Annotated in this window: 16 protein-coding genes; 8 read left to right on the top strand and 8 right to left on the bottom strand. The window is 63.2% G+C overall.

Annotation, left to right across the window (positions count from 1 at the left end; translation table 11 throughout):
• The first annotated feature begins 161 nt into the window (after positions 1 to 161).
• Positions 162 to 638 carry an Lrp/AsnC family transcriptional regulator gene (locus BN1120_RS09245; RefSeq protein WP_010672894.1) on the top strand — a complete coding sequence of 159 codons (477 nt, stop codon included), beginning with the start codon at positions 162 to 164 and terminating at the stop codon, positions 636 to 638.
• A gap of 135 nt (positions 639 to 773) precedes the next feature.
• On the opposite strand, the gene BN1120_RS09240 is transcribed toward BN1120_RS09245, so the two are convergent.
• The 3 genes from BN1120_RS09240 to BN1120_RS09230 form a co-directional block, all read right to left on the bottom strand.
• A complete protein-coding gene (locus BN1120_RS09240; RefSeq protein ID WP_010672893.1) occupies positions 774 to 1,091 on the bottom strand; it encodes a hypothetical protein in 318 nt (105 codons plus the stop codon).
• Positions 1,092 to 1,239: 148 nt separating this feature from the next.
• Positions 1,240 to 1,470: a hypothetical protein gene (locus tag BN1120_RS09235; protein ID WP_029313696.1), complete on the bottom strand. Its 231-nt coding sequence runs from the start codon at positions 1,468 to 1,470 to the stop codon at positions 1,240 to 1,242.
• 35 nt (positions 1,471 to 1,505) lie between these two features.
• Positions 1,506 to 1,931 (bottom strand): MarR family winged helix-turn-helix transcriptional regulator, encoded by a 426-nt coding sequence (locus BN1120_RS09230; protein ID WP_042015779.1) that lies wholly within the window; start codon positions 1,929 to 1,931, stop codon positions 1,506 to 1,508.
• A gap of 175 nt (positions 1,932 to 2,106) precedes the next feature.
• Here BN1120_RS09230 and BN1120_RS09225 point away from each other — a divergent pair, with 175 nt between their 5' ends.
• The 4 genes from BN1120_RS09225 (at position 2,107) to BN1120_RS09210 (ending at position 6,054) form a co-directional block, all read left to right on the top strand.
• A complete protein-coding gene (locus BN1120_RS09225; protein WP_042015778.1) occupies positions 2,107 to 3,111 on the top strand; it encodes an NADP-dependent oxidoreductase in 1,005 nt (334 codons plus the stop codon).
• A 178-nt stretch (positions 3,112 to 3,289) separates the two neighbouring features.
• Positions 3,290 to 3,730 carry a nucleotide triphosphate diphosphatase NUDT15 gene (locus BN1120_RS09220; RefSeq protein ID WP_042015777.1) on the top strand — a complete coding sequence of 147 codons (441 nt, stop codon included), beginning with the start codon at positions 3,290 to 3,292 and terminating at the stop codon, positions 3,728 to 3,730.
• A 174-nt stretch (positions 3,731 to 3,904) separates the two neighbouring features.
• Complete coding sequence (chrA, locus tag BN1120_RS09215; RefSeq protein ID WP_042015776.1) at positions 3,905 to 5,047, top strand: chromate efflux transporter; 1,143 nt, start codon at positions 3,905 to 3,907, stop codon at positions 5,045 to 5,047.
• Positions 5,048 to 5,184: 137 nt separating this feature from the next.
• On the top strand, positions 5,185 to 6,054 hold the full coding sequence (locus tag BN1120_RS09210; RefSeq protein WP_010672887.1) for an AraC family transcriptional regulator: 870 nt from the start codon (positions 5,185 to 5,187) through the stop codon (positions 6,052 to 6,054).
• Positions 6,055 to 6,124: 70 nt separating this feature from the next.
• Here the strand turns inward: BN1120_RS09210 and msrB are convergent, their stop codons facing one another.
• From msrB to malQ, 4 genes are all read right to left on the bottom strand, one after another.
• Positions 6,125 to 6,511 (bottom strand): peptide-methionine (R)-S-oxide reductase MsrB, encoded by a 387-nt coding sequence (gene msrB, locus BN1120_RS09205; RefSeq protein WP_041211021.1) that lies wholly within the window; start codon positions 6,509 to 6,511, stop codon positions 6,125 to 6,127.
• Positions 6,512 to 6,567: 56 nt separating this feature from the next.
• Positions 6,568 to 8,706 (bottom strand): glycogen debranching protein GlgX, encoded by a 2,139-nt coding sequence (glgX, locus tag BN1120_RS09200; protein ID WP_042015773.1) that lies wholly within the window; start codon positions 8,704 to 8,706, stop codon positions 6,568 to 6,570.
• A complete protein-coding gene (gene glgB, locus BN1120_RS09195; protein ID WP_042015771.1) occupies positions 8,706 to 10,883 on the bottom strand; it encodes a 1,4-alpha-glucan branching protein GlgB in 2,178 nt (725 codons plus the stop codon). Before glgB ends, glgX begins: the two co-directional genes overlap by 1 nt.
• A gap of 82 nt (positions 10,884 to 10,965) precedes the next feature.
• Positions 10,966 to 13,155, bottom strand: a complete 2,190-nt coding sequence (gene malQ, locus BN1120_RS09190; protein WP_010672883.1) for a 4-alpha-glucanotransferase — start codon at positions 13,153 to 13,155, stop codon at positions 10,966 to 10,968.
• 346 nt (positions 13,156 to 13,501) lie between these two features.
• Between malQ and gap the strand changes: the two genes are divergently transcribed.
• Together gap and BN1120_RS09180 are read left to right on the top strand one after the other, a co-directional pair.
• On the top strand, positions 13,502 to 14,497 hold the full coding sequence (gene gap, locus BN1120_RS09185; protein ID WP_010672882.1) for a type I glyceraldehyde-3-phosphate dehydrogenase: 996 nt from the start codon (positions 13,502 to 13,504) through the stop codon (positions 14,495 to 14,497).
• 105 nt (positions 14,498 to 14,602) lie between these two features.
• Positions 14,603 to 15,463: a D-hexose-6-phosphate mutarotase gene (locus BN1120_RS09180; RefSeq protein WP_042015770.1), complete on the top strand. Its 861-nt coding sequence runs from the start codon at positions 14,603 to 14,605 to the stop codon at positions 15,461 to 15,463.
• Positions 15,464 to 15,533: 70 nt separating this feature from the next.
• Here BN1120_RS09180 and nadA read toward each other — a convergent pair whose 3' ends face one another.
• Entirely contained in the window at positions 15,534 to 16,607 is a 1,074-nt protein-coding gene (gene nadA, locus BN1120_RS09175; RefSeq protein WP_042015768.1) for a quinolinate synthase NadA, read from the bottom strand.
• A 142-nt stretch (positions 16,608 to 16,749) separates the two neighbouring features.
• Here nadA and BN1120_RS09170 point away from each other — a divergent pair, with 142 nt between their 5' ends.
• Positions 16,750 to 18,855, top strand: a complete 2,106-nt coding sequence (locus tag BN1120_RS09170; RefSeq protein ID WP_042015766.1) for a methyl-accepting chemotaxis protein — start codon at positions 16,750 to 16,752, stop codon at positions 18,853 to 18,855.
• The last annotated feature ends 66 nt before the right edge of the window (positions 18,856 to 18,921 follow it).

Below are 18,921 nucleotides of genomic sequence, written 5' to 3'. Positions count from 1 at the left end.
GTGCCTGGTCGGGCGCCTGTCTTGCCACCGGAAGATGTAACCATGGTACTCCCCGCGATGCGGTGAGTGGTTGTGAAGTAGCAGGTATTTTCAGTTGTTTTTGCAATAGTTCACCCTTAATCTAGGAAAAGTGGATTAGTAATTGCGAAGAGGTACGGAGAATGCTGAAACTTGATCGTATAGACAGGCATATTCTGGAGCTGATGCAGGAAAATGGCCGCATCAGCAACCTGGAGCTGGCCGAGCTGGTCGGGCTCTCTCCCTCCCCCTGCTCGCGCCGGGTCAAGGCGCTGGAGGATGCCGGTCTCATCGATACCCATGTCACCCTGCTCAATGCCCGCCAGCTGGGGCTGACCCTCACCGCCTACATTCACATCTCCATGGACAGGCACACTCCGGAGCGGTTCGAGAACTTCGATCGCGCCGTCAAGGATCTGCCCGAGGTGCTGGAGTGCGACCTCATCACCGGCAACGATGCGGATTACCAGCTCAAGGTGGTGGTGCGGGACATGGAGCACTACCAGCACTTCCTGCTGGACAAGCTGACCCACATCTCCGGCGTGACCGGGGTGCGTTCGAGCTTCGTGCTGCGCCGCATCAAACACAAGACCGCCCTGCCCCTCAACCACCTGGGCTGACAACCCACCCCGCATCCGGGGAGCACCAAAAGCAAGAGGAGGCCAGGGCCTCCTCTTCTTGTCTCTGCTATCAAGGGCATTCGCGGTCAACACAGCCCCCGGGCGCCATCGCGCCGCCAGGTGGCGAACGCCTCGTCATGCCTCGACCTGGCTGACGTCCTGCACCTGCAGCAACCAGCCGTTCTGCTCCTGCAGGGGTTCGCCGCGCAGTCGCAGCCGCTCACCGGTCGACACCCACTGCCCTTTGGGCAGAGAGATTTCCAGGCTCTCGCTGCCGTTGTCGAACACCCAGCGATCGGCGCCCAACGACTCCATCAAGTACCCTTCCATCTCCACTCTGGACTCGGCCTGCCAGGAGGGGGAGGCGGTATCACGGCTCTCGATGAAATCCCCCTGTACACCAAAGCTGGCCAGCCCCCACAGAATGGAGAGCCCGACGATGGATGATTGCATCTCTCTCTCCTGTTGGTTTGCTACCTTGAGGGCCAGTATGGGAAGAGAAAAATGAGTGCACCATGAACAAGGTGCCAAAGTGCTGGCAAGATCGCGAAAAAAACCGGCTCCATGGCCGGTCATGTCATTTTATGTCGTACAGGTCACACTACTTGGCCGCTTCTTCTGCCATCCGTGCAGCCCTTGGTTTATTTGTCCACATGGCCACCCCGCGGTGATCCGCACAGATCCCCTCGTCGGTGACCGCCCGCACCCGGACCCCGTCCTTGCAGATGGCCTGCCAGGCATCGGCATCGTCGATCTGCAACTCGGAACGGGGATAGGAGGTATCGGCGCAGGCGCACAGCAGGATGGCAAACAGAGGGAGCAGGGATTGCATGGGTTTCATCGGGTCACTCCTGACGGGAAAAGGGATCAGCGCCCCAGCTGCGCCGCCACGCGATCGCAAAGCTGCTTGAGCTGGGCCAACTCAGCATCGGCCAGATCCACCTGATTGCGCAAGCTGTCCGCCAGACAGCACTCCCTGACCTCCTGCTGCAACTGGCGTCCCGCCTCGGTCAGGCTGATGCACTTTTGCCGCTCATCCTCGTGGGAGACGGTGCGGGTCAGCCACCCCTTGCTCTCCAGCCGCTTGACGATGGGGGTCAGGGTGCCCGCATCCAGTCCGGTCTCCTGCCCTATCTCCTTGATGCTGACCTCGTCCCGGGCCCAGAGCGAGAGCATCACCAGGTACTGGGTATAGGTGAGATCCAGCTTGTCCAGCAGCGGCCGATAGGCACGCATCACCGCATTGGAGGCGCTGTAGAGGGCAAAACAGACCTGCTTTTTCAATTCGCTCATGGAGGACCTCGCTGACGACAAGGGGGCAGTATACCCCATCAACTTCGGGGCTGAATAGTTTGCACACAAAACAGTTGCCAGCCCCCGCGTTCAGGACTACCCTGATTTTAGTTTGCACACAAACAAAAATACCAGGCCGCCGCCCGACGCGCGGCCCCACTGCCGGAGAATGCCCATGAATGCCATCAGCCATCAAATCCAACTGCTGCGTCGCCCCACCGGTCTCCCCACCCTGGAGGACTTCGCCCTCCGGGACGTGCCCCTGCCCGCCCTGCAGGAGGGAGAGGTACAGGTCGCCAACCAGTGGCTGTCGGTGGACCCCTACATGCGCGGCCGCATGAGCGAGGCAAAAAGCTACGTTCCTCCCTTCCCCCTCAACGGTCCCCTCGACGGCGGCGCCATCGGCACGGTACAGGCATCGCGCCATCCCGATTTCAAGGTGGGGGACAAGGTGAGCAGCATGCTGGGCTGGCGGGATGCCTTCGTGGCAAACGCCGCCCAGCTCACCCGCCTGCCCGACACCACCCTGCCGCCCCAGCGCTTCCTCGGCGCCCTCGGCATGCCGGGCATGACCGCCTGGGCGGGCCTGCACAAGGTGGCGCACCTGAAGGCCGGTGAAACCCTGCTGGTCTCGGCGGCCTCCGGAGCGGTCGGCACCATGGCGGTCCAGCTCGCCAAGCAGGCGGGGGCCAGGGTCATCGGCTCCACCGGCTCGGCCGACAAGGTCGCCTACCTCAAGACCCTGGGTGCCGATGCGGTGATCAACTACCGGGAGACCCCGGATCTCGACGCCGAGCTGGCCCGCCTCGCCCCCGAAGGCATCCACGTCTACTTCGAGAACGTGGGGGGCGCCATGCTGGATGCCGCCCTCAACCACCTGGTGGTGCACGGGCGCATCGTGCTGTGCGGCCTCATCGAGCAGTACAACAGCAACGGCCAGGCCAGCGGCCCGCGCAACCTCTCCCAGGTGATCCGCAAGCGTATCCTGATGCAGGGGCTGCTGGTCTCCGATCACTGGCAGCACTACGGGGCGTTCCTGGCCGAGGCCATGCCGGCCTTCGAAGCGGGCACCCTCCAGGCCGAGGAGACCGTCAGCGAGGGGCTGGCCAGCATGCCGCAAGCCTTTATCGGACTGTTCCAGGGCCGCAATACCGGCAAGATGCTGGTCAAACTGCCCTGATCCGGGGGCATTTCCCATCTATTTAACAGATAGAATGTCGCCAGACCCATCCATTTAAGCGATGGAAAATCGGCATCCGATCGCCCTTGAACAGGCAGCTTGCGCAATGGGCCCATCCCCCCTAAGGTGGGCCCGTTTTCCCTGGCGCACCCCGCCGTCTCAGCAAGGAGCCTCCCCTATGTCTACCCCCTATCCCCGCGTCGGTGTCGGCGTCATTCTCACCAATGGCCAGGGCCAGGTACTGCTTGGCAAGCGCAAGGGCAGCCATGCCCCCTACTGGTCCATCGCCGGCGGTCATCTGGAATTGGGGGAGACCTTCGAGTCGGCAGCCATCCGGGAGGTGGCGGAGGAGACCGGCTTCGTCATCCGCCAGCCTCGCGTCATCGCCGTCACCAACAACCTGGAGACCTGGCGCGAGAGCGGCCTGCACTACATCTCGGTCACCCTGCTGGCAGAGGTGAACGGGGAGCCGCAACTGCTGGAGCCGGAAAAATGCGAGGGCTGGATCTGGTGCGACCCGCACACTCTGCCCGAGCCTCACTTCGATGCCAGTCGCCAGTCCATCGCCTGCTGGCTGGCGGGACAATGCTACCTGCCCCAGGCACAACCTGCCCCCTGACCCTCACCGGCAGGCTGCCGCGCGTCACCCCGGCACCTCTCGTCTGCTGGCGGAGGCGACCAGCCCCCCCCGCCAGCCCCTGTTGATGGCAGGCAGCGCGGGAGGGCGTACCGTCACCAAACTGTCACTTTTTTGTCATATTATCCGGGCCAAGATGATGACGAGGAGGGGAAGATGGGACAGGTGTTCATGCAGTTCTTGTGGCTGGGGTGCATCAGTGTTGGCGGGCCGGCCGCCCATATCGGCTATTTTCAGCGCACCTTTGTCCAGCGGCTGGGCTGGCTGAACCAGGGGGAGTTCGCCCAGTTGCTGGCCCTGTGCCAACTGCTGCCGGGTCCGGCCTCCAGCCAGCTCGGCTTTGCCATCGGCCGCCACCGTGCCGGCATCGGCGGCGCCCTGGCCGCCTTCGTCGGCTTTACCCTCCCCTCCTTCCTGCTGTTGCTGGCGGCCGCCGTCGGTCTGGGTCAGCTTGCGGGCAACCTCTGGCTGGACGCCGCCCTGCACGGCCTCAAGCTGCTAGCGCTCGTCGTGGTGGCGGATGCCGTGCTCACCATGAGCCGCCAGTTCTGCAAGACGGCGCTGCAACAGGGGGTCATGGTGGCCACCGCCGCCGCCCTCTGGTTCGCCCCCGGTCTTCTGACCCAGGTCGCCATGCTGCTCGGCGCGGCCCTGCTCTGTGCCTTGCGCGAGCCGCACCCGGGGAGTCAGGGCCCCACGTCCACTCCGGCTCGCCAGCCTCACTGGCCGACCCTGCTGCTGTTCGCCCTGCTGTTCGTCGGCCTGCCCCTGGTGGCGAGCGGCCCCGTCAGCCAGTTGCTGGCCGACTTTTACCGGGCAGGCAGCCTGGTGTTTGGCGGTGGCCACGTGGTGCTGCCACTGTTGCAGGAGAGCCTGGGTCACCACCTGAGCGAGCAGCAGTTCCTGACCGGCTACGGCCTGGCCCAGCTGGTACCCGGCCCCATGTTCACCCTGGCCACCTACCTGGGCGCCGTGCTGCTGCCCGCCACTCCCCTCATCGGGGCGCTGCTGGCGACACTGGCGCTCTTCCTGCCGGGTTTCTTGCTGCTCTGGGCGCTGGGCCCCTGCTGGCAGCACTGGCTGGCCCGCCCCCGTCTGGCGGGGGCCGTGGCCGGTATCAACGCCGCCGTGGTGGGGCTGCTGCTGGCGGCCCTCTATCAGCCGGTGTGGCAGAGCGCCGTGCTCTCCCCCACCGATCTGGCGCTGGCCGCCGTCGGCTTCTACCTGCTGCGGGTGCCACGGCTCCCCGTTCTGCCCCTCGCCGCCCTGCTGACGGGGGCAGCCCTGCTGCTGGCCTGACGAACCCGCGACAAGTCAGGCAGCGCCCGCCGGGCTGTCGGTCATGGCTCTTCTCCCCGAGGGGAGGCAAAGAGAGCAAGATCCGTCAGGACAGCTCGGGCCCGTTGGCCGATAGTGGGCAGCACAGAGGAGAGACCATGGATCACAACCAGACAGAGGCCTACCGCCGACGCTTTCAAACGGTGACAGAGCACATCGAGCGCCATCTCGACGACGACCTGTCGCTGGAGCGGCTCAGCGCCGTGGCGCACTTTTCGCCCTTTCACTTTCATCGGCAATTTGCCGCTTACTGCGGCGTGCCGCTGGGGCGTTACATCCAGCTGCTGCGGCTGAAGCGGGCCTCTTACCGGTTGGCATTCGCGCCTCTGGACAAGGTGACTGATATCGCCCTCGATGCCGGCTTCCAGCATGGCGAATCTTTCAGTCGCGCCTTCAAGCAGACGTTCGGCCTGACGCCCAGCCAGTTCAGGCAGCACCCGGACTGGGCCAGCTGGCATCGCTGCCTGCCACGGCCCCCCACAAAGAGGATTGACCCCATGCGAGTCGACATCATCCAGTTCCCGCAGACCGCCGTCGCCGCCCTGACCCATCAGGGCCTGCCCGAGCGCATCAACGACACCGCGGCGCGCTTCATCCAGTGGCGCAAGGCCACGGGCGGCTCCCCGGTCGCCACCAGCCGGACCTATGGTCTGGCGCCGGACGACCCCGCCACGACGGAGGGTGCGGCGTTTCGCTTTACCCTCTGTGGCAGCGTCGAGGCCCCCGTCGCCGAGGACAATGAGTGGGGCGTGAAGAATGCCCTCATCCCGGCCGGGCGCTGCGCCGTGGTACGCCACCACGGCTCCCACGACCTCCTGGCCGACTGCGCCCGGGCGCTCTACCGCGACTGGCTGCCCGCCAGCGGCGAAGAGCTGCGGGATTTTCCGCTCTTCTTCCACTACCACAACTTTGTACACGAGGTGCCCACCCATGAGCTGGTCACCGACATCTACCTGCCGCTGGCATAGCCCGGCACCTGACAGGAGGAGATAAAAAAGCGGCGCCTCCGAAGGGAGGCGCCGCTGGTCGTGTCGGGGATCAGGCGTCGGGCTCGAAATCCAGGCTCAGGCTGTTGACGCAGTAGCGCTGGCCGGTCTCGGTCGGCCCGTCGGGGAAGACGTGGCCGAGGTGGGAGCCGCACTGGCTGCAGGTGATCTCCACCCGCTTCATGCCGTGACTGTTGTCCTCGGTGTAGGTCACCGTCCCCTCGATGGCCCGGTCGAACGAGGGCCAGCCGCAGCCCGCGTCGAACTTGGCTGCTGAGTGGAACAGCACCTGCTTGCAGCAGACGCAGTGGTAATCGCCGCTCTTGCGGTTGTGCAGCAGGGCACCGCTGTAGGGACGCTCGGTCCCTTTCTCCCAGCAGACGTGGAACTGCTCTGCACTCAGCTTGTCGCGCCACTGTTCAGGGTTGTTACTGCTCATTCCGGCTCCTCACCACTGATAACGGTGCCCAGCATACCCAGTCAGGGCGCCTGGCTCTACCCCGCCAGTGGGAACTGTGATCCCGTTGGCAACACGGCGACAACATCCGCTGCCACCACCCCTTCACTCGCCAGCACCGCCGCCGGCAGGGCGACCCGCTCCAGCAGCTTGAGGGAGTGGGCACGCCCCACCGCCACCTGCCGCTTGATGTCGTCCGGCAGGAAGGGCAGACCGTCGTTGGTGGCGGTGTCGATGGTCTGGATCCACTCCATGCCCTCCCCCGGCGGCGGCAGGCGGAACTGGATGTCATAGTCGCTGGCGTTGAACAGCACGTACCAGCGCTCCCCGGTGCAGCCAATCATGCCGATGTCCATGGCAAACGCCTGCCCCATGGGGGCGTGCCAGTCCTGATCGGTGAGCTGATGGCCGTCCGGGTGATACCAGTTCACCTGGTGGCAGCTGGTCGCCTTGCCGTTCCAGCCGTCGTCGCTCAGTTGCAGGTTGGAGAAGACCCCGGACTCCGCCCGCAGCGCCATCATCTGGCGGGTGAAGGCAAGCAGCCGCTCGTCCTCCGGGCGCAGTTGCCAGTTCACCCAGCTTATCTGGTTGTCCTGACAGTAGGCGTTGTTGTTGCCGAGCTGGCTGCGGCCCATCTCGTCCCCGGCGAGGAAGTGGGGCGTCCCCTGTGACAGCAGCAGGGTGGCGATGAGGTTGCGCTTCTGCTGCTGGCGCAGGTTGTTGATGCGCGGGTCCAGGGTCGGCCCCTCCACCCCGTGGTTGCTGGAGAGGTTGTTGCCGTGGCCGTCCCGGTTGTCCTCGCCGTTGGCCTGGTTGTGGCGCTGGTTGTAGGAGACCAGATCCTCGAGGGTGAAGCCGTCGTGATAGCAGAGGTAGTTGACGCTGGTGTGGGGGGAGCGCCAGTTCTTCGGGAAGAGATCCCGCGAGCCCACCAGACGGGTGGCAAAATCCCCCATCTTGCCCGCATCCCCGCGCCAGAAGGCGCGCACCGTGTCGCGGTAACGATCGTTGATCTCCAGCCACTGGCTCGGAAACTGGCCGAGACGATAGCCGAAGGGGCCGATGTCCCAGGGTTCGGCGATGAGCCTGACCCGCGCCAGCACGGGATCCGCCATCATGGCCTTGAAGAAGGCGCTCATGGGATCGAACTCCCCCGCTTCCCGCGCCAGGGTGACCGCCAGATCGAAGCGAAAACCGTCCACCTGCATCTCGGTAACCCAGTAGCGTAGGGCATCGAGCACCAGTCGCAAGGTATTGGGGTGATCCAGATTGACGCTGTTGCCGCAGCCGGTGACGTTGGCGTGGCGATGGTAATCCGGACCGTGGGCCCCCGACTCGAAGGCGTAGTAGCCCGCGTTGTCAAACCCCTTGAGGGAGAGCATGGGGCCGTCGAAGCCCGACTCCGCGGTGTGGTTGTAGACCACGTCCAGGATCACTTCGAGCCCCGCCCGGTGCAGCTCGCGCACCATGGTCTTGAACTCGGTCACCGCGTCCTTCGCCCCGTAGCGCGGTTCGGGCGCGAAGAAGGCGATGGGGTTGTAGCCCCAGTAATTGGTCAGCCCCAGCTGCTCGAGCCTGGGCTCGGACATGAAGGCCGCCACCGGCATCAGCTGGACCGAGGTCACCCCCAGCCCCTGCAGATGCTCGATCATCAGCGGGTGGCTGATGCCAAGATAGGTGCCCTGCAACGCCTTGGGGATGCCGGGGTGCTGGCGGGTGAACCCCTTGACGTGGGTCTCGTAGAGCACGACCCGCTCCGGCGGGATGCCGGGCTTGCCGACCCCCTGCCAGTCGAAGGCATCGTCCACCACCACCGACTTGCCCACCATGGCCGCGCTGTCCCCCTCGTAAAGGGCGTCGTCCCAGTGGGTGGCACGGCTGAGCGCCCGGGCATAGGGGTCGATCAGCAGCTTGTCCGGGTTGAACAGCAACCCCTCCTGGGGAGAGCCATGCACCCGGTAGCCATAGCGCTGACCGGCCTTGACCCCGCGCACGTGGCCGAACCAGTACTGGCCGCGCCGACCGGGCAAGGGGAGACGCGCCAGCTCTTGCTCCTCTTCGTCGAACAGGCAGAGCTCTACCTTGTCCGATTGGGGAGCCCAGACACAGAAGTGGCAGCCCGTCTCGTCCAGACGGGCGCCAAGCGGGTGATCTACCCCGTTTTCCATTTCAAACATCAGGACTCCTGTTTGATGAACAAGGTCGCGAGCGGCGGCAAGTCCAGCACCAGGCTGTGTGCCATCCCCTGCCAGGGGGTCGCCTCGGCGACGAAGACCAGACCCACATCATAGTTGCTGCCCCAGTAATGCTCGCTGTCTGTATTGAGCACCACCCGATAGCGACCGGCAGCCGGCACCCCGAGACGGTAACCGATGCGCGGCACCGGGGTGAAGTTGCAGGCCACCACCAGCGGATGGGCCCCCAGCTTGTCGGCCCGCAGCCAGGCGAAGATGCTGTTGTCCGCGTCCTGGTGATCCAGCCAGCGGAAACCGGCCTGTTCATAATCCGCCTGATACAAGGCAGGTTCATGACGATAGAGGTGGTTGAGATCCCGGATCAGCCGCTGCTGGCCGCCGTGCCTGGGGTACTGCAACAGGTGCCAGGGCAGCTGGGCATCGTGATTCCACTCGTTGCTCTGGGCGATCTCGGTACCCATGAAGTTGAGCTTCTTGCCGGGGTGGGCATACATGAAGCCCATGTAGGCGCGCAGGTTGGCGGCCTGCTGCCACTCGTCCCCCGGCATCTTGTAGAGCAGTGAGTGCTTGCCGTGGACCACCTCGTCGTGGGAGAGGGACAGAATGAAGTTCTCGTCATAGTGGTACACCATGGAGAAGGTCATGTCGTTGTGGTGGTAGCGACGGTGAATGGGCTCTTTTTGCATGTAGCTGAGGGTGTCGTGCATCCAGCCCATATTCCACTTGAAGCCAAACCCCAGGCCGCCAAGGAAGGTGGGACGGGAGACCCCGGCAAAAGCGGTGGACTCCTCGGCGATGGTCATGGCGTGGGGGTACTTGCCGTACACCTCCTCGTTGGTCCACTTCAAGAGGCTGATCGCCTCGTAGTTGTGGTTGCCGCCATCGACGTTGGGCACCCACTCACCGGCGTTGCGGGAGTAATCCAGATAGAGCATGGAGGCGACCGCATCCACCCGCAGGCCGTCGATGTGGAACTTGTCGAGCCAGAACAGGGCGCTGGCCACCAGGAATTGGCGCACGGTGTCGCGACCGAAGTCATAGATGTAGGAGTTCCAGTCCGGGTGCCAGCCACGGCGCGGATCTTCGTACTCGTAGAGCGGCGTGCCGTCGAAGCGGGCCAGGCCGTGGGCATCGGACGGGAAGTGGGCGGGCACCCAATCCAGAATCACGCCGATCCCCGCCTGGTGGCACTGATCCACGAAGTATTTGAAATCGTCGGCCGTGCCGTAGCGGCTGGTGGGGGAGAACATGCCCACCGGCTGGTAGCCCCAGGAGCCGCTGAAGGGATGCTCGGAGACTGGCAGCAGCTCGATGTGGGTGTACTCCATCTCCTTGATGTAATCCACCAGTTCCACCGCCAGCTCGCGCCAGCTCAGGCTGTCGCCGTTGGAGTGACGCTTCCAGGAACCCACGTGCAGCTCGTAGATGGAAAGGGGCTGCTCGCGCTTGTCATTGAGCTGACTCTCGCACCAGTCGGCGTCCTGCCACTGGTACTGGCCGTGGTCATAGACCACGGAGGCGAACGAGGGGTACTGCTCGCAGTAGAAGCCCACCGGGTCGCTCTTGTGGGGCAGGCGATTGCCCGCCGGGTCTTTCAGTTCGAATTTGTAGCGATCCCCGGCCTTGAGCCCCGGCACGAACAGCACCCAGTGGCCGCACTGGCTGCGCTGCATGGGGTGACGGCGGCCATCCCAGAAGTTGAAATCGCCGATGAGGCTCACGGCGGTGGCGCTCGGCGCGTAGACGGCAAAGCGTACCCCTTCCACCTGCTGGCCGAGGTGCGTCACGGTGCGCAACTGGGCGCCGAGGGTGTGGTAGAGGTTTTCCGGTTGCCAGGTGAGTTCCGCCAGCCCCTCCCAGGCAGCGGCCTGGAACTGATAGGGGTCGATGATGTCGGCACTGGCGTCGGCGTAGGTCGCGATGAGCTGGTAGGGGAAGGGATTCTTGCGGCGGGTGAAAACAGTTTCAAAGAGGCCCGCTTCGTCAGCGGCGGTCAGGGTGGCAACTATCTTGCCTGACTTGAGATCCCTGACCCGGACCTCGAGTGCATCGGGCAACCAGGCGGTGAGTTTCAGGCCTGGCCCATCCGGATTGGCCAGCAGGCCTAGATGGGAGAAGGGATCGGCACAGCGGGCGGCAACCAAACGTTCAACGGGCATCGACATTTCCTTTGATGGCTGAACATCCGCTTCGGCCGAAGCCGAAGCGGATGAAAGTGAGTCACATGTTGGCGTTCAAGGCTCAACGGCTGGCCTCGTCACGGGCCCGGCTCATCTTGCCCGCCAGATTCTTGAGCGCCTCGTCGGCGAAGATATCCTCCAGATCCCGGGAGAGCTTGCGACGCCAGTTGGGGTACTCGTAGCTGGTACCCGGCACGTTGACCGGCTTGTCCATCTCCAGCCAGTCTTCGAGCTGGGTGCTGAACAGGGCACAGCTGCCGCGGGACATGTGCAGTTGCAGACCGTGGTTGAGCTCGGTATTCATGCCGACCCAGTTCACGTCGTGACTGATATTGCCAGAGATGACCCCATGAGCATGCAGGCTGTCAAGGATCCGCTGCTTGGCCTGGTGGCGATCAGCATACAGGGTCTTGAGTACGTCTTCATCCGGGTACAGGCCCAGTTCGCGTCCCAGCGCCAGATCGTCGCAGTGCCAGAAGCCTTTGAGGGTCGGCATGTCGTGGGTGGTCAGGGCGGACATCGCCTGCTCGGCGTAGTGCGCCGGGGATATGAAGCCACCATCGTCCTTGGAACGCTCGAAGAAGAACACCTTGTAGGAGTGGACGCCGTTCTCTTTCAGGGTCACGTCGATCCCCTCCGGCACGGTACCGAGATCCTCGCCGATCAGCAGACACTGGTTGCGGTGGGATTCCAGCGCCAGGATCCCCAGCAGATCGTTCACCGGGTAATAGATGTAGGCCCCCTTGGCGGCGGACTCTCCGGGCGGCACCCACCACAGGCGCAGCAAGGCCATCACGTGGTCGATGCGCAGGGCGCCGCAGGAGCGCATGTTGGCACGGAACAGATCCACCATGGGCTGGTAGGCGGCCTCGAACAGCTGGTTCGGGTTCATGGGGGGCAGGCCCCAGTTCTGGCCGAGGGGGCCGAGAATGTCGGGCGGTGCACCGACCGAGGCTTTCGGGCAGTAGAGATCCCGGTTTGCCCAGATCTCGGTGGAACCTTCGGAGACGCCGACCGCCAGATCCCGGTAGATCCCCATCACCATGCCGGCGGCCTTGGCGCGGGCATCGGCCCGGGCCAGCTGCTCGTCAGCCAGGAACTGCAGATAGAGATAGAAGGCCACATCCTGCTGGTGCTCGGCCATCCAGGCCGCCACTTCGGGGTTGTGGTAATCGCGCAGCGCCTCGGGCCAGACCGGCCAGCCCCAGGCATTCTCGCCCTTGGCATAGAAGTGGGCCTGAAGGGCGTCAAACGCTGCCTGCTGTTGCAGGCTGTCACCGCCGGCAGCCACGAAGGCATCGAACGCAGCCTGACGCTCGGCGCTGAAGCTGGCCTGGTCGAACACCTGGCGCAGCATCCCGATCTTGGTCTGGATGACGCCGGTGTAATCCACGTTGTCCTTTACCCGCAGGGAGGTGAGGTGCTGCTGGAAGGCCGGGCTCGCCACCTCCGCTTTCAGGCGATCGTTGCCCAGGAATTCGGGCACCGCTTCCACGTCGATATAGGCGACGTTGAGCCAGCGACGGGAAGAGGGGCTGTAGGGGCTGGCACTCTCCGGGTTCGCCGGATAGAGGGCATGAATGGGGTTGAGACCGACGAAGTGGGCTCCCCAGGCGGCGGCATTCTCAACCAGCTGGCCGAGATCGCTGAAATCGCCGATGCCCCAGTTGTGGCGGCTGCGCAGGCAGTAGAGCTGGACGCTCGGGCCCCACACCTTGCGACCATTGGCGATGGGCGCCTGCTTGTAGCAGGACTTGGGGGCAACGATGAGACGCATGGTGGCCAGCGGCTCGTCATTGCCCTCTTCCAGCAGGATGAGCTGGTGATAACCCAGCGCAGGCTGCACATCCAGGGTGACGCGATAGGCCTGACACTCCATCTCCTCGAACTCGGCCACCCCGACCAGCTCACCCTCGATGGGAGTGAGTTGACCGGACAGCACTGCACCCTGCTCCTGCTGGAGCTGCCAGGTGAGGGCATCGTTGACGAATTCGATGGGGAGGCGAACCTCAAGAGTAACGGCGTCGCCGCTGCGTACCACCATCACGGGATCCAGCGCGCGCAGCCAGTGCTGGCGGTGCTCCTGCTCAAGCTGTTCGGACAGGGCGGCCTCGTCGTCGACGCGGTAGCCCATGGCGCCCAGCATGGCGGCCTTGCTCTCTTCCGATACCAGGGCCGGCTGGCCCCAGGCATCAACATACTCGCTGGCAATGCCTTTGGCGGCAGCCAGCTGTTCAATCAGGGTGGTCATAGTTTGAGAATTCCCGCTGTGGATTCTGTCTACGCTATTTTGTGATTAATTTTTATGGTTGGTACTTGAACAGTGGCTCTTTGGCCATGCTAAACCGCGCACATTTTTACATATCTCCCCGGCTGGATGTGTGACCGGGCAGGCACTATTGTTGTTCTCTGCCACCGACTTTGCTGATGATGCATTCAACAAAAGTTGGTAGCCAGTTACATAAACCGAAAATAAATTTCACAGTTTTTCATGATATAGCGCAATTTCGCGCAGATTGTTGGTTGACTCGCGAGGGAGTTCTAGTAAATTTACAAACGGAATTTTCTTTGACTACTGAACAGTTAGGTAACCAATTATGACTATCAAAGTAGGTATTAACGGTTTTGGCCGTATCGGTCGTTTCGTTTTCCGTCTGGCCGCTGAGCGTGCTGACATCGAAGTGGTTGGTATCAACGACCTGATCGACGTTGACTACATGGCTTACATGCTGAAGTACGACTCCACTCACGGTCGCTTCAAGGGCACTGTTGAAGTCAAAGACGGCAACCTGATCGTCAACGGCAAAACCGTACGTGTTACCGCTGAACGTGACCCGGCCAACCTGAAATGGGGCGAAATCGGTGTTGACGTTGTTGCCGAAGCCACCGGTCTGTTCCTGACCGACGAAACCGCTCGCAAGCACATCGCTGCCGGTGCCAAGAAAGTCGTACTGACCGGTCCGTCCAAAGACGCTACCCCGATGTTCGTCATGGGCGTCAACCAGGATTCCTACGCTGGTCAGGACATCGTTTCCAACGCTTCCTGCACCACCAACTGCCTGGCCCCCATCGCCAAGGTTCTGAACGATACCTTCGGTATCGAATCCGGCCTGATGACCACCGTTCACGCTACCACTGCTACCCAGAAGACCGTTGATGGTCCGTCTGCCAAAGACTGGCGCGGTGGCCGCGGTGCGGCTCAGAACATCATCCCGTCCTCTACCGGTGCTGCCAAGGCTGTTGGCGTGGTCATCCCGGAACTGAACGGCAAGCTGACCGGCATGGCCTTCCGCGTTCCGACTCCGGACGTGTCCGTTGTTGACCTGACCGTCAACCTGAAGAAAGAAGCGTCCTACGCTGAAATCTGCCAGGCCATGAAGGCTGCCTCCGAAGGCGCCATGAAGGGCGTGCTGGGCTACACCGAAGACGAAGTGGTTTCCACCGACTTCCTGGGTGAGCGTCAGACTTCCGTGTTCGATGCCAAGGCTGGTATCCAGCTGAACAAGACCTTCGTGAAAGTCGTCTCCTGGTACGACAACGAAATGGGCTACTCCAGCAAGGTTTTGGACCTGATCGCTCACATCTCCAAGTAATTTGGGATGCGCAATCGCGTAGCTTGAAAAAAGGCGGCCAATGGCCGCCTTTTTGTATTCTGAATCACGGACCCTTTCTGAATGTCCCCGAGCACTGGAGCCTTTATGACACCGACACGTACGCTGACTGCCCACTGCACCCTGAGCCAGGATGGCCTGCCCCTGCTGACCATAGACAATGAGCACGCCAGGGCCGAGATAAGCCTGTTTGGCGCCCATGTGCTGCGTTACCAACGCCATGGTGAGCCGGCCTCTCTCTGGCTCAGCGACAAGGCGATACTGGATGGCAGCAAGCCCATTCGCGGCGGCATTCCCCTCTGCTGGCCCTGGTTCGGCCCCTCCCCCGCTCGCGTTGGCAGCGGCAAGCCGGCTCATGGCTTCGCACGCAACTGCCTGTGGACGCTGGATGGGGTCTCCGATCACGGGGATGGCACACTCGTCCACCTCTCCCTGCGTGACAACGATGCCAGCAGGACACTCTGGCCCCATGCCTTCGAGCTGGAGCTGGACGTACTGGTCGGCAAAGAGCTTTCCCTGGTGCTGACCACCCGCAACACCGGCAAGTCAGCGCTCACCTACAATGCCGCCCTGCACACCTACCTGCAGATCAGTGCGCCGGAAGCGGTAACCGTGACCGGCCTCGGCGAACCCTATCTGGACAAGCTGACCGGCCGAAACGAACTGCAACAGGGAGCGCTGACCGTCACCGCAGCCATGGATCGCATCTACCGCCAGCCCGATGCCATGGTCAGCGTGCAGGATGGTGAGCGCACCACCCGGGTGGTCAGCGGCAACCACGACAGCGTGGTGGTCTGGACCCCCTGGCAGGAAGGGGCCAGCGCCATGGCCGACATGAGTGACGACGGTTATCGCACCATGCTCTGTGTCGAGGCGGCCATCACCGCCGAGGACGGGATCACCGTCGCGCCCGACGAGGAGCACAGCTTCTCCACCGTCATCATCTGACGATACAGATGACGGATAAATAAAGAGGGCTCCCGCGGGAGCCCTCTTTGCATCTTGCCATCAGAGTCAGTCAGACGTTGCCCTGGGTCTTGAGCTTGAGCTCGGCGGCGAAATCCAGCATGCGGTCGAGCGGGACAAGCGCTTTGAGACGCAGTGCCTCATCCACATGGATCTCGTGACGCTCGGCACCGTCGGTCAGGGCTTCCTTGATGGCCACTAGGCCGTTCATCGCCATCCAGGGGCAGTGGGCGCAGCTGCGGCAGGTGGCACCATCGCCGCCGGTGGGCGCCTCCACCATCTCTTTCTCCGGGCAGGCCTGCTGCATCTTGTAGAAGATGCCGCGATCGGTCGCCACGATCAGTTTCTGCTGGGGCAGCTCTTTGGCGGCCTTGATGAGCTGGCTGGTGGACCCCACCGCATCCGCCAGCTCGATGACGGAGGCCGGAGACTCCGGGTGCACCAGCACGGCGGCATCCGGGTTCTGGGCCTTGAGCTCGCGCAGCGCCTTGGCCTTGAACTCGTCGTGCACGATGCAGTGCCCCTGCCAGCGCAGCATCTCGGCCCCCGTCTTCTTCTCGATGTAGGCGCCGAGGTGTCTATCCGGGCCCCAGATGATCTTGTGACCCTGACTGTCCAGATGTTCGACGATCTCCAGCGCAATACTGGAGGTGACCACCCAGTCGGCCCGTGCTTTCACCGCTGCCGAGGTATTGGCATAGACCACCACGATGTGGTCGGGGTGGGCATCGCAGAAGGCGGAGAACTGGTCGATGGGGCAACCCAGATCGAGGGAGCACTCGGCCTCCAGCGTCGGCATCAGCACCCGCTTGTGGGGGCTCAGGATCTTGGAGGTCTCTCCCATGAAGCGCACACCGGCCACGATCAGGGTCTGGGCCGCATGGTCGCGCCCGAAGCGGGCCATCTCGAGGGAGTCACCCACGAAGCCACCGGTGGCTTCTGCCAGGGCCTGGATCTCGGGATCCGTGTAGTAATGGGCAACCAGCACGGCCTGGCGCGCCTGCAGCAGCACCTTGATCTCGGCGATCAGGGTCGCCTTCTGCTCGGGAGTCAGGGGCTGTGGTTTGGCCGGGAAGGGGTAGTCCATCTCGACTACCGGCGGAATACTGCTCAGTGCATTGCTCATTGCGACTGTTCCATCAACGCTCGGGAAGGCCAAAATTATAACCAGAAGCCGTGCACAAACCCATCAACAAATCCAGTACAGTACAACTGTCAGGACCCGCTCCGACCATATCGTTGTCATTCTTGCCAAAAGGAGTTGTCGAATGAAACAACGTTCGCTCAAGACCAAGTTGTTGTTGCTCACGCTGGGACTTTTTCTCGCCAGTGGCGTCGCCATGACATGGATACAGTCCTCCTCGCTGAACGGCCTGCGCGATGACATCATGGCGCAGACCCGTGGCGCCCTGGAGCAGGAGGTTTCCCGTTCCCTGCAATTCCAGGCAGAGCGGTATGCAGTGCAGATCGAAGACCAGTTGCAGCAGGCCTATCAGATACCGCTCGGCATGGCGGCGCAGCTTGAAGGAAGCATGGCCCAGCCGGACCAGCGGCTGAGTCGCCCGCAAGTGGAGCTGCTGCTTGGCAGCCGCCTGCGCCAGGCAAACGGGATCAGTTCCATCTACGCCCAGTTCGAACCCAACGGTTACGACGGACAGGACGCCGACTGGCAGACGGGCGCCAGCCATTCGGTTGCCGGCAAGGGCAGTCTCGAGGTCTACTTCACCCGGGAACAGAACGGAAACATCGCGCAGCAGACCATAGATGCCGCCACCAGTGACGCCAAGTTCGACACCTCGCGCAATGAATTCGGCATTCGCAACAGCGAGTGGTATCTCTGCGGTCGCGAGACTCGTCGCCCCTGCCTGATGGAACCCTACCTCTACGAGATAAGCCCTGGCCAGAAGATGCTGATGACCAGCCTGACGGTGCCCGTCCTCAAGGATGGCAAGTTTGCCGGGATCACCGGGGTCGACATGAACCTGCCCATCTTTCAGCAACTGGCCGAGCACCTTGGCAAGAGCCTCTATGACAACCAGGCCGAGGTCACCCTGGTCAGCAAGACGGGCTTCATCGTCGGCAGCAACCGCCATTCGGACAAACTGGGGCGCCCCCTGACAGAGGCCGGACTGGTTGCCCCGAATGGACGCCCCGCCGATACCGACAGCGATTTCATCCTGCAGCAGCCCATACGGATCGAGGCTGCCGACAACCAGTGGTGGCTGATGATCAAGGTGCCCAAGGCCCTCGCCCTCAGCCAGGCCAACACCATCAGCCAGCAGCTCGGCAGCCTGTTGCAGGCTACCCAGCAGCAGCAGCTGGTTGCCATCGTTGTCATCACCCTGGTGGCTCTGGGCCTGCTTGTCTGGTTCATCCAGACCATCACGGCGCCCCTCTCCCTCATCAGCCGCCACGTCTCCCACCTCGCCAGCAATGAAGGCGACCTGACCCAGCAGATGCGTATCGACACCCACCAGGAGCTCATCGAGCTGGGCAGGCATCTCAATGCCTTCCTCGGCAAGCTGAGGGCTATGGTGCAGGGCAGCAAGCAGATAGGGCAACAGGTGCATCAGCAGGCCAGGGGCATGAAACAGACGGCCGATGCCATGCGCAGCAGCCTGGATGATCAGAGCCTGGAGCTGGAGAGCGTGGTCAGCGCCATGCACGAGATGAGCACCACGGCAGTCAGCGTAGCGGGCTATGCGGAACAGGCGGCGCAGGAGTCGGAAGCGGCGACCCACCATGTCAGCACGGCCCAGCAGACATTGAGCAGGGCCCGCAGCGAGATCCATACCCTGGTCGAGGACATGCATCAGGCCGACAAGGCGGTCGCCCAGGTCGCCCAGCGCAGCACCAATATCAGCCACATTCTCGATGTGATCCGGGCCATTGCCGAACAGACCAACCTGCTGGCCCTCAACGCAGCCATCGAGGCGGCGCGGGCCGGCGACATGGGCAGGGGCTTTGCCGTCGTGGCGGACGAGGTGAGGGCGCTGGCCAACAAGACCCGCTCATCCACCGACGAGATAGGGCAGCTCATCGGCAGCCTGCAAACCGAGGTCACCAGCAGCCAGCAGCTGATGAGCACGGGGATCGCCCGCTCGGTGAGCACGGTTGAAGGCACGGAGCAGGCCTTCGAGGCACTCAATCAGGTGGTCACCCAGATCCAGCAGATCCATGATCACATCAGCCAGGTGGCGACCGCCGCCGAGCAGCAGAGTGCCGTGAGCGACACCATCAACCAGAACCTGATGCGCATCGGTGACGCCGCCACCACCCTGGGACAGGAGGCCAATGCCAGCCAGCGCCTGAGCGAGGCACTGGAACAGGCGGCCACCACCCTGGCAAGCGAGCTGGATCGACTGCGGACCTGATGGGAGACGGAAACGAAAAAGCCCGCATCGCTGCGGGCTTTTCAATATGGTGGTCGTTACTGGGCT

This window comes from Aeromonas caviae, from assembly GCF_000819785.1.
Lineage (GTDB): Bacteria > Pseudomonadota > Gammaproteobacteria > Enterobacterales > Aeromonadaceae > Aeromonas > Aeromonas caviae.
The sequence above is the reverse complement of the archived record's forward strand: the minus strand, read 5'-3'. Positions and strand labels throughout refer to the sequence as shown.

What these genes read in the sequence shown, in the direction of transcription:
- BN1120_RS09245 (WP_010672894.1), top strand. Translation starts at nt 162, where the DNA reads ATGCTGAAACTTGATCGTATAGACAGGCATATTCTGGAGCTGATGCAG.
- BN1120_RS09240 (WP_010672893.1), bottom strand. Translation starts at nt 1,091, where the DNA reads ATGCAATCATCCATCGTCGGGCTCTCCATTCTGTGGGGGCTGGCCAGC.
- BN1120_RS09235 (WP_029313696.1), bottom strand. Translation starts at nt 1,470, where the DNA reads ATGCAATCCCTGCTCCCTCTGTTTGCCATCCTGCTGTGCGCCTGCGCC.
- BN1120_RS09230 (WP_042015779.1), bottom strand. Translation starts at nt 1,931, where the DNA reads ATGAGCGAATTGAAAAAGCAGGTCTGTTTTGCCCTCTACAGCGCCTCC.
- BN1120_RS09225 (WP_042015778.1), top strand. Translation starts at nt 2,107, where the DNA reads ATGAATGCCATCAGCCATCAAATCCAACTGCTGCGTCGCCCCACCGGT.
- BN1120_RS09220 (WP_042015777.1), top strand. Translation starts at nt 3,290, where the DNA reads ATGTCTACCCCCTATCCCCGCGTCGGTGTCGGCGTCATTCTCACCAAT.
- chrA (WP_042015776.1), top strand. Translation starts at nt 3,905, where the DNA reads ATGGGACAGGTGTTCATGCAGTTCTTGTGGCTGGGGTGCATCAGTGTT.
- BN1120_RS09210 (WP_010672887.1), top strand. Translation starts at nt 5,185, where the DNA reads ATGGATCACAACCAGACAGAGGCCTACCGCCGACGCTTTCAAACGGTG.
- msrB (WP_041211021.1), bottom strand. Translation starts at nt 6,511, where the DNA reads ATGAGCAGTAACAACCCTGAACAGTGGCGCGACAAGCTGAGTGCAGAG.
- glgX (WP_042015773.1), bottom strand. Translation starts at nt 8,706, where the DNA reads ATGTTTGAAATGGAAAACGGGGTAGATCACCCGCTTGGCGCCCGTCTG.
- glgB (WP_042015771.1), bottom strand. Translation starts at nt 10,883, where the DNA reads ATGCCCGTTGAACGTTTGGTTGCCGCCCGCTGTGCCGATCCCTTCTCC.
- malQ (WP_010672883.1), bottom strand. Translation starts at nt 13,155, where the DNA reads ATGACCACCCTGATTGAACAGCTGGCTGCCGCCAAAGGCATTGCCAGC.
- gap (WP_010672882.1), top strand. Translation starts at nt 13,502, where the DNA reads ATGACTATCAAAGTAGGTATTAACGGTTTTGGCCGTATCGGTCGTTTC.
- BN1120_RS09180 (WP_042015770.1), top strand. Translation starts at nt 14,603, where the DNA reads ATGACACCGACACGTACGCTGACTGCCCACTGCACCCTGAGCCAGGAT.
- nadA (WP_042015768.1), bottom strand. Translation starts at nt 16,607, where the DNA reads ATGAGCAATGCACTGAGCAGTATTCCGCCGGTAGTCGAGATGGACTAC.
- BN1120_RS09170 (WP_042015766.1), top strand. Translation starts at nt 16,750, where the DNA reads ATGAAACAACGTTCGCTCAAGACCAAGTTGTTGTTGCTCACGCTGGGA.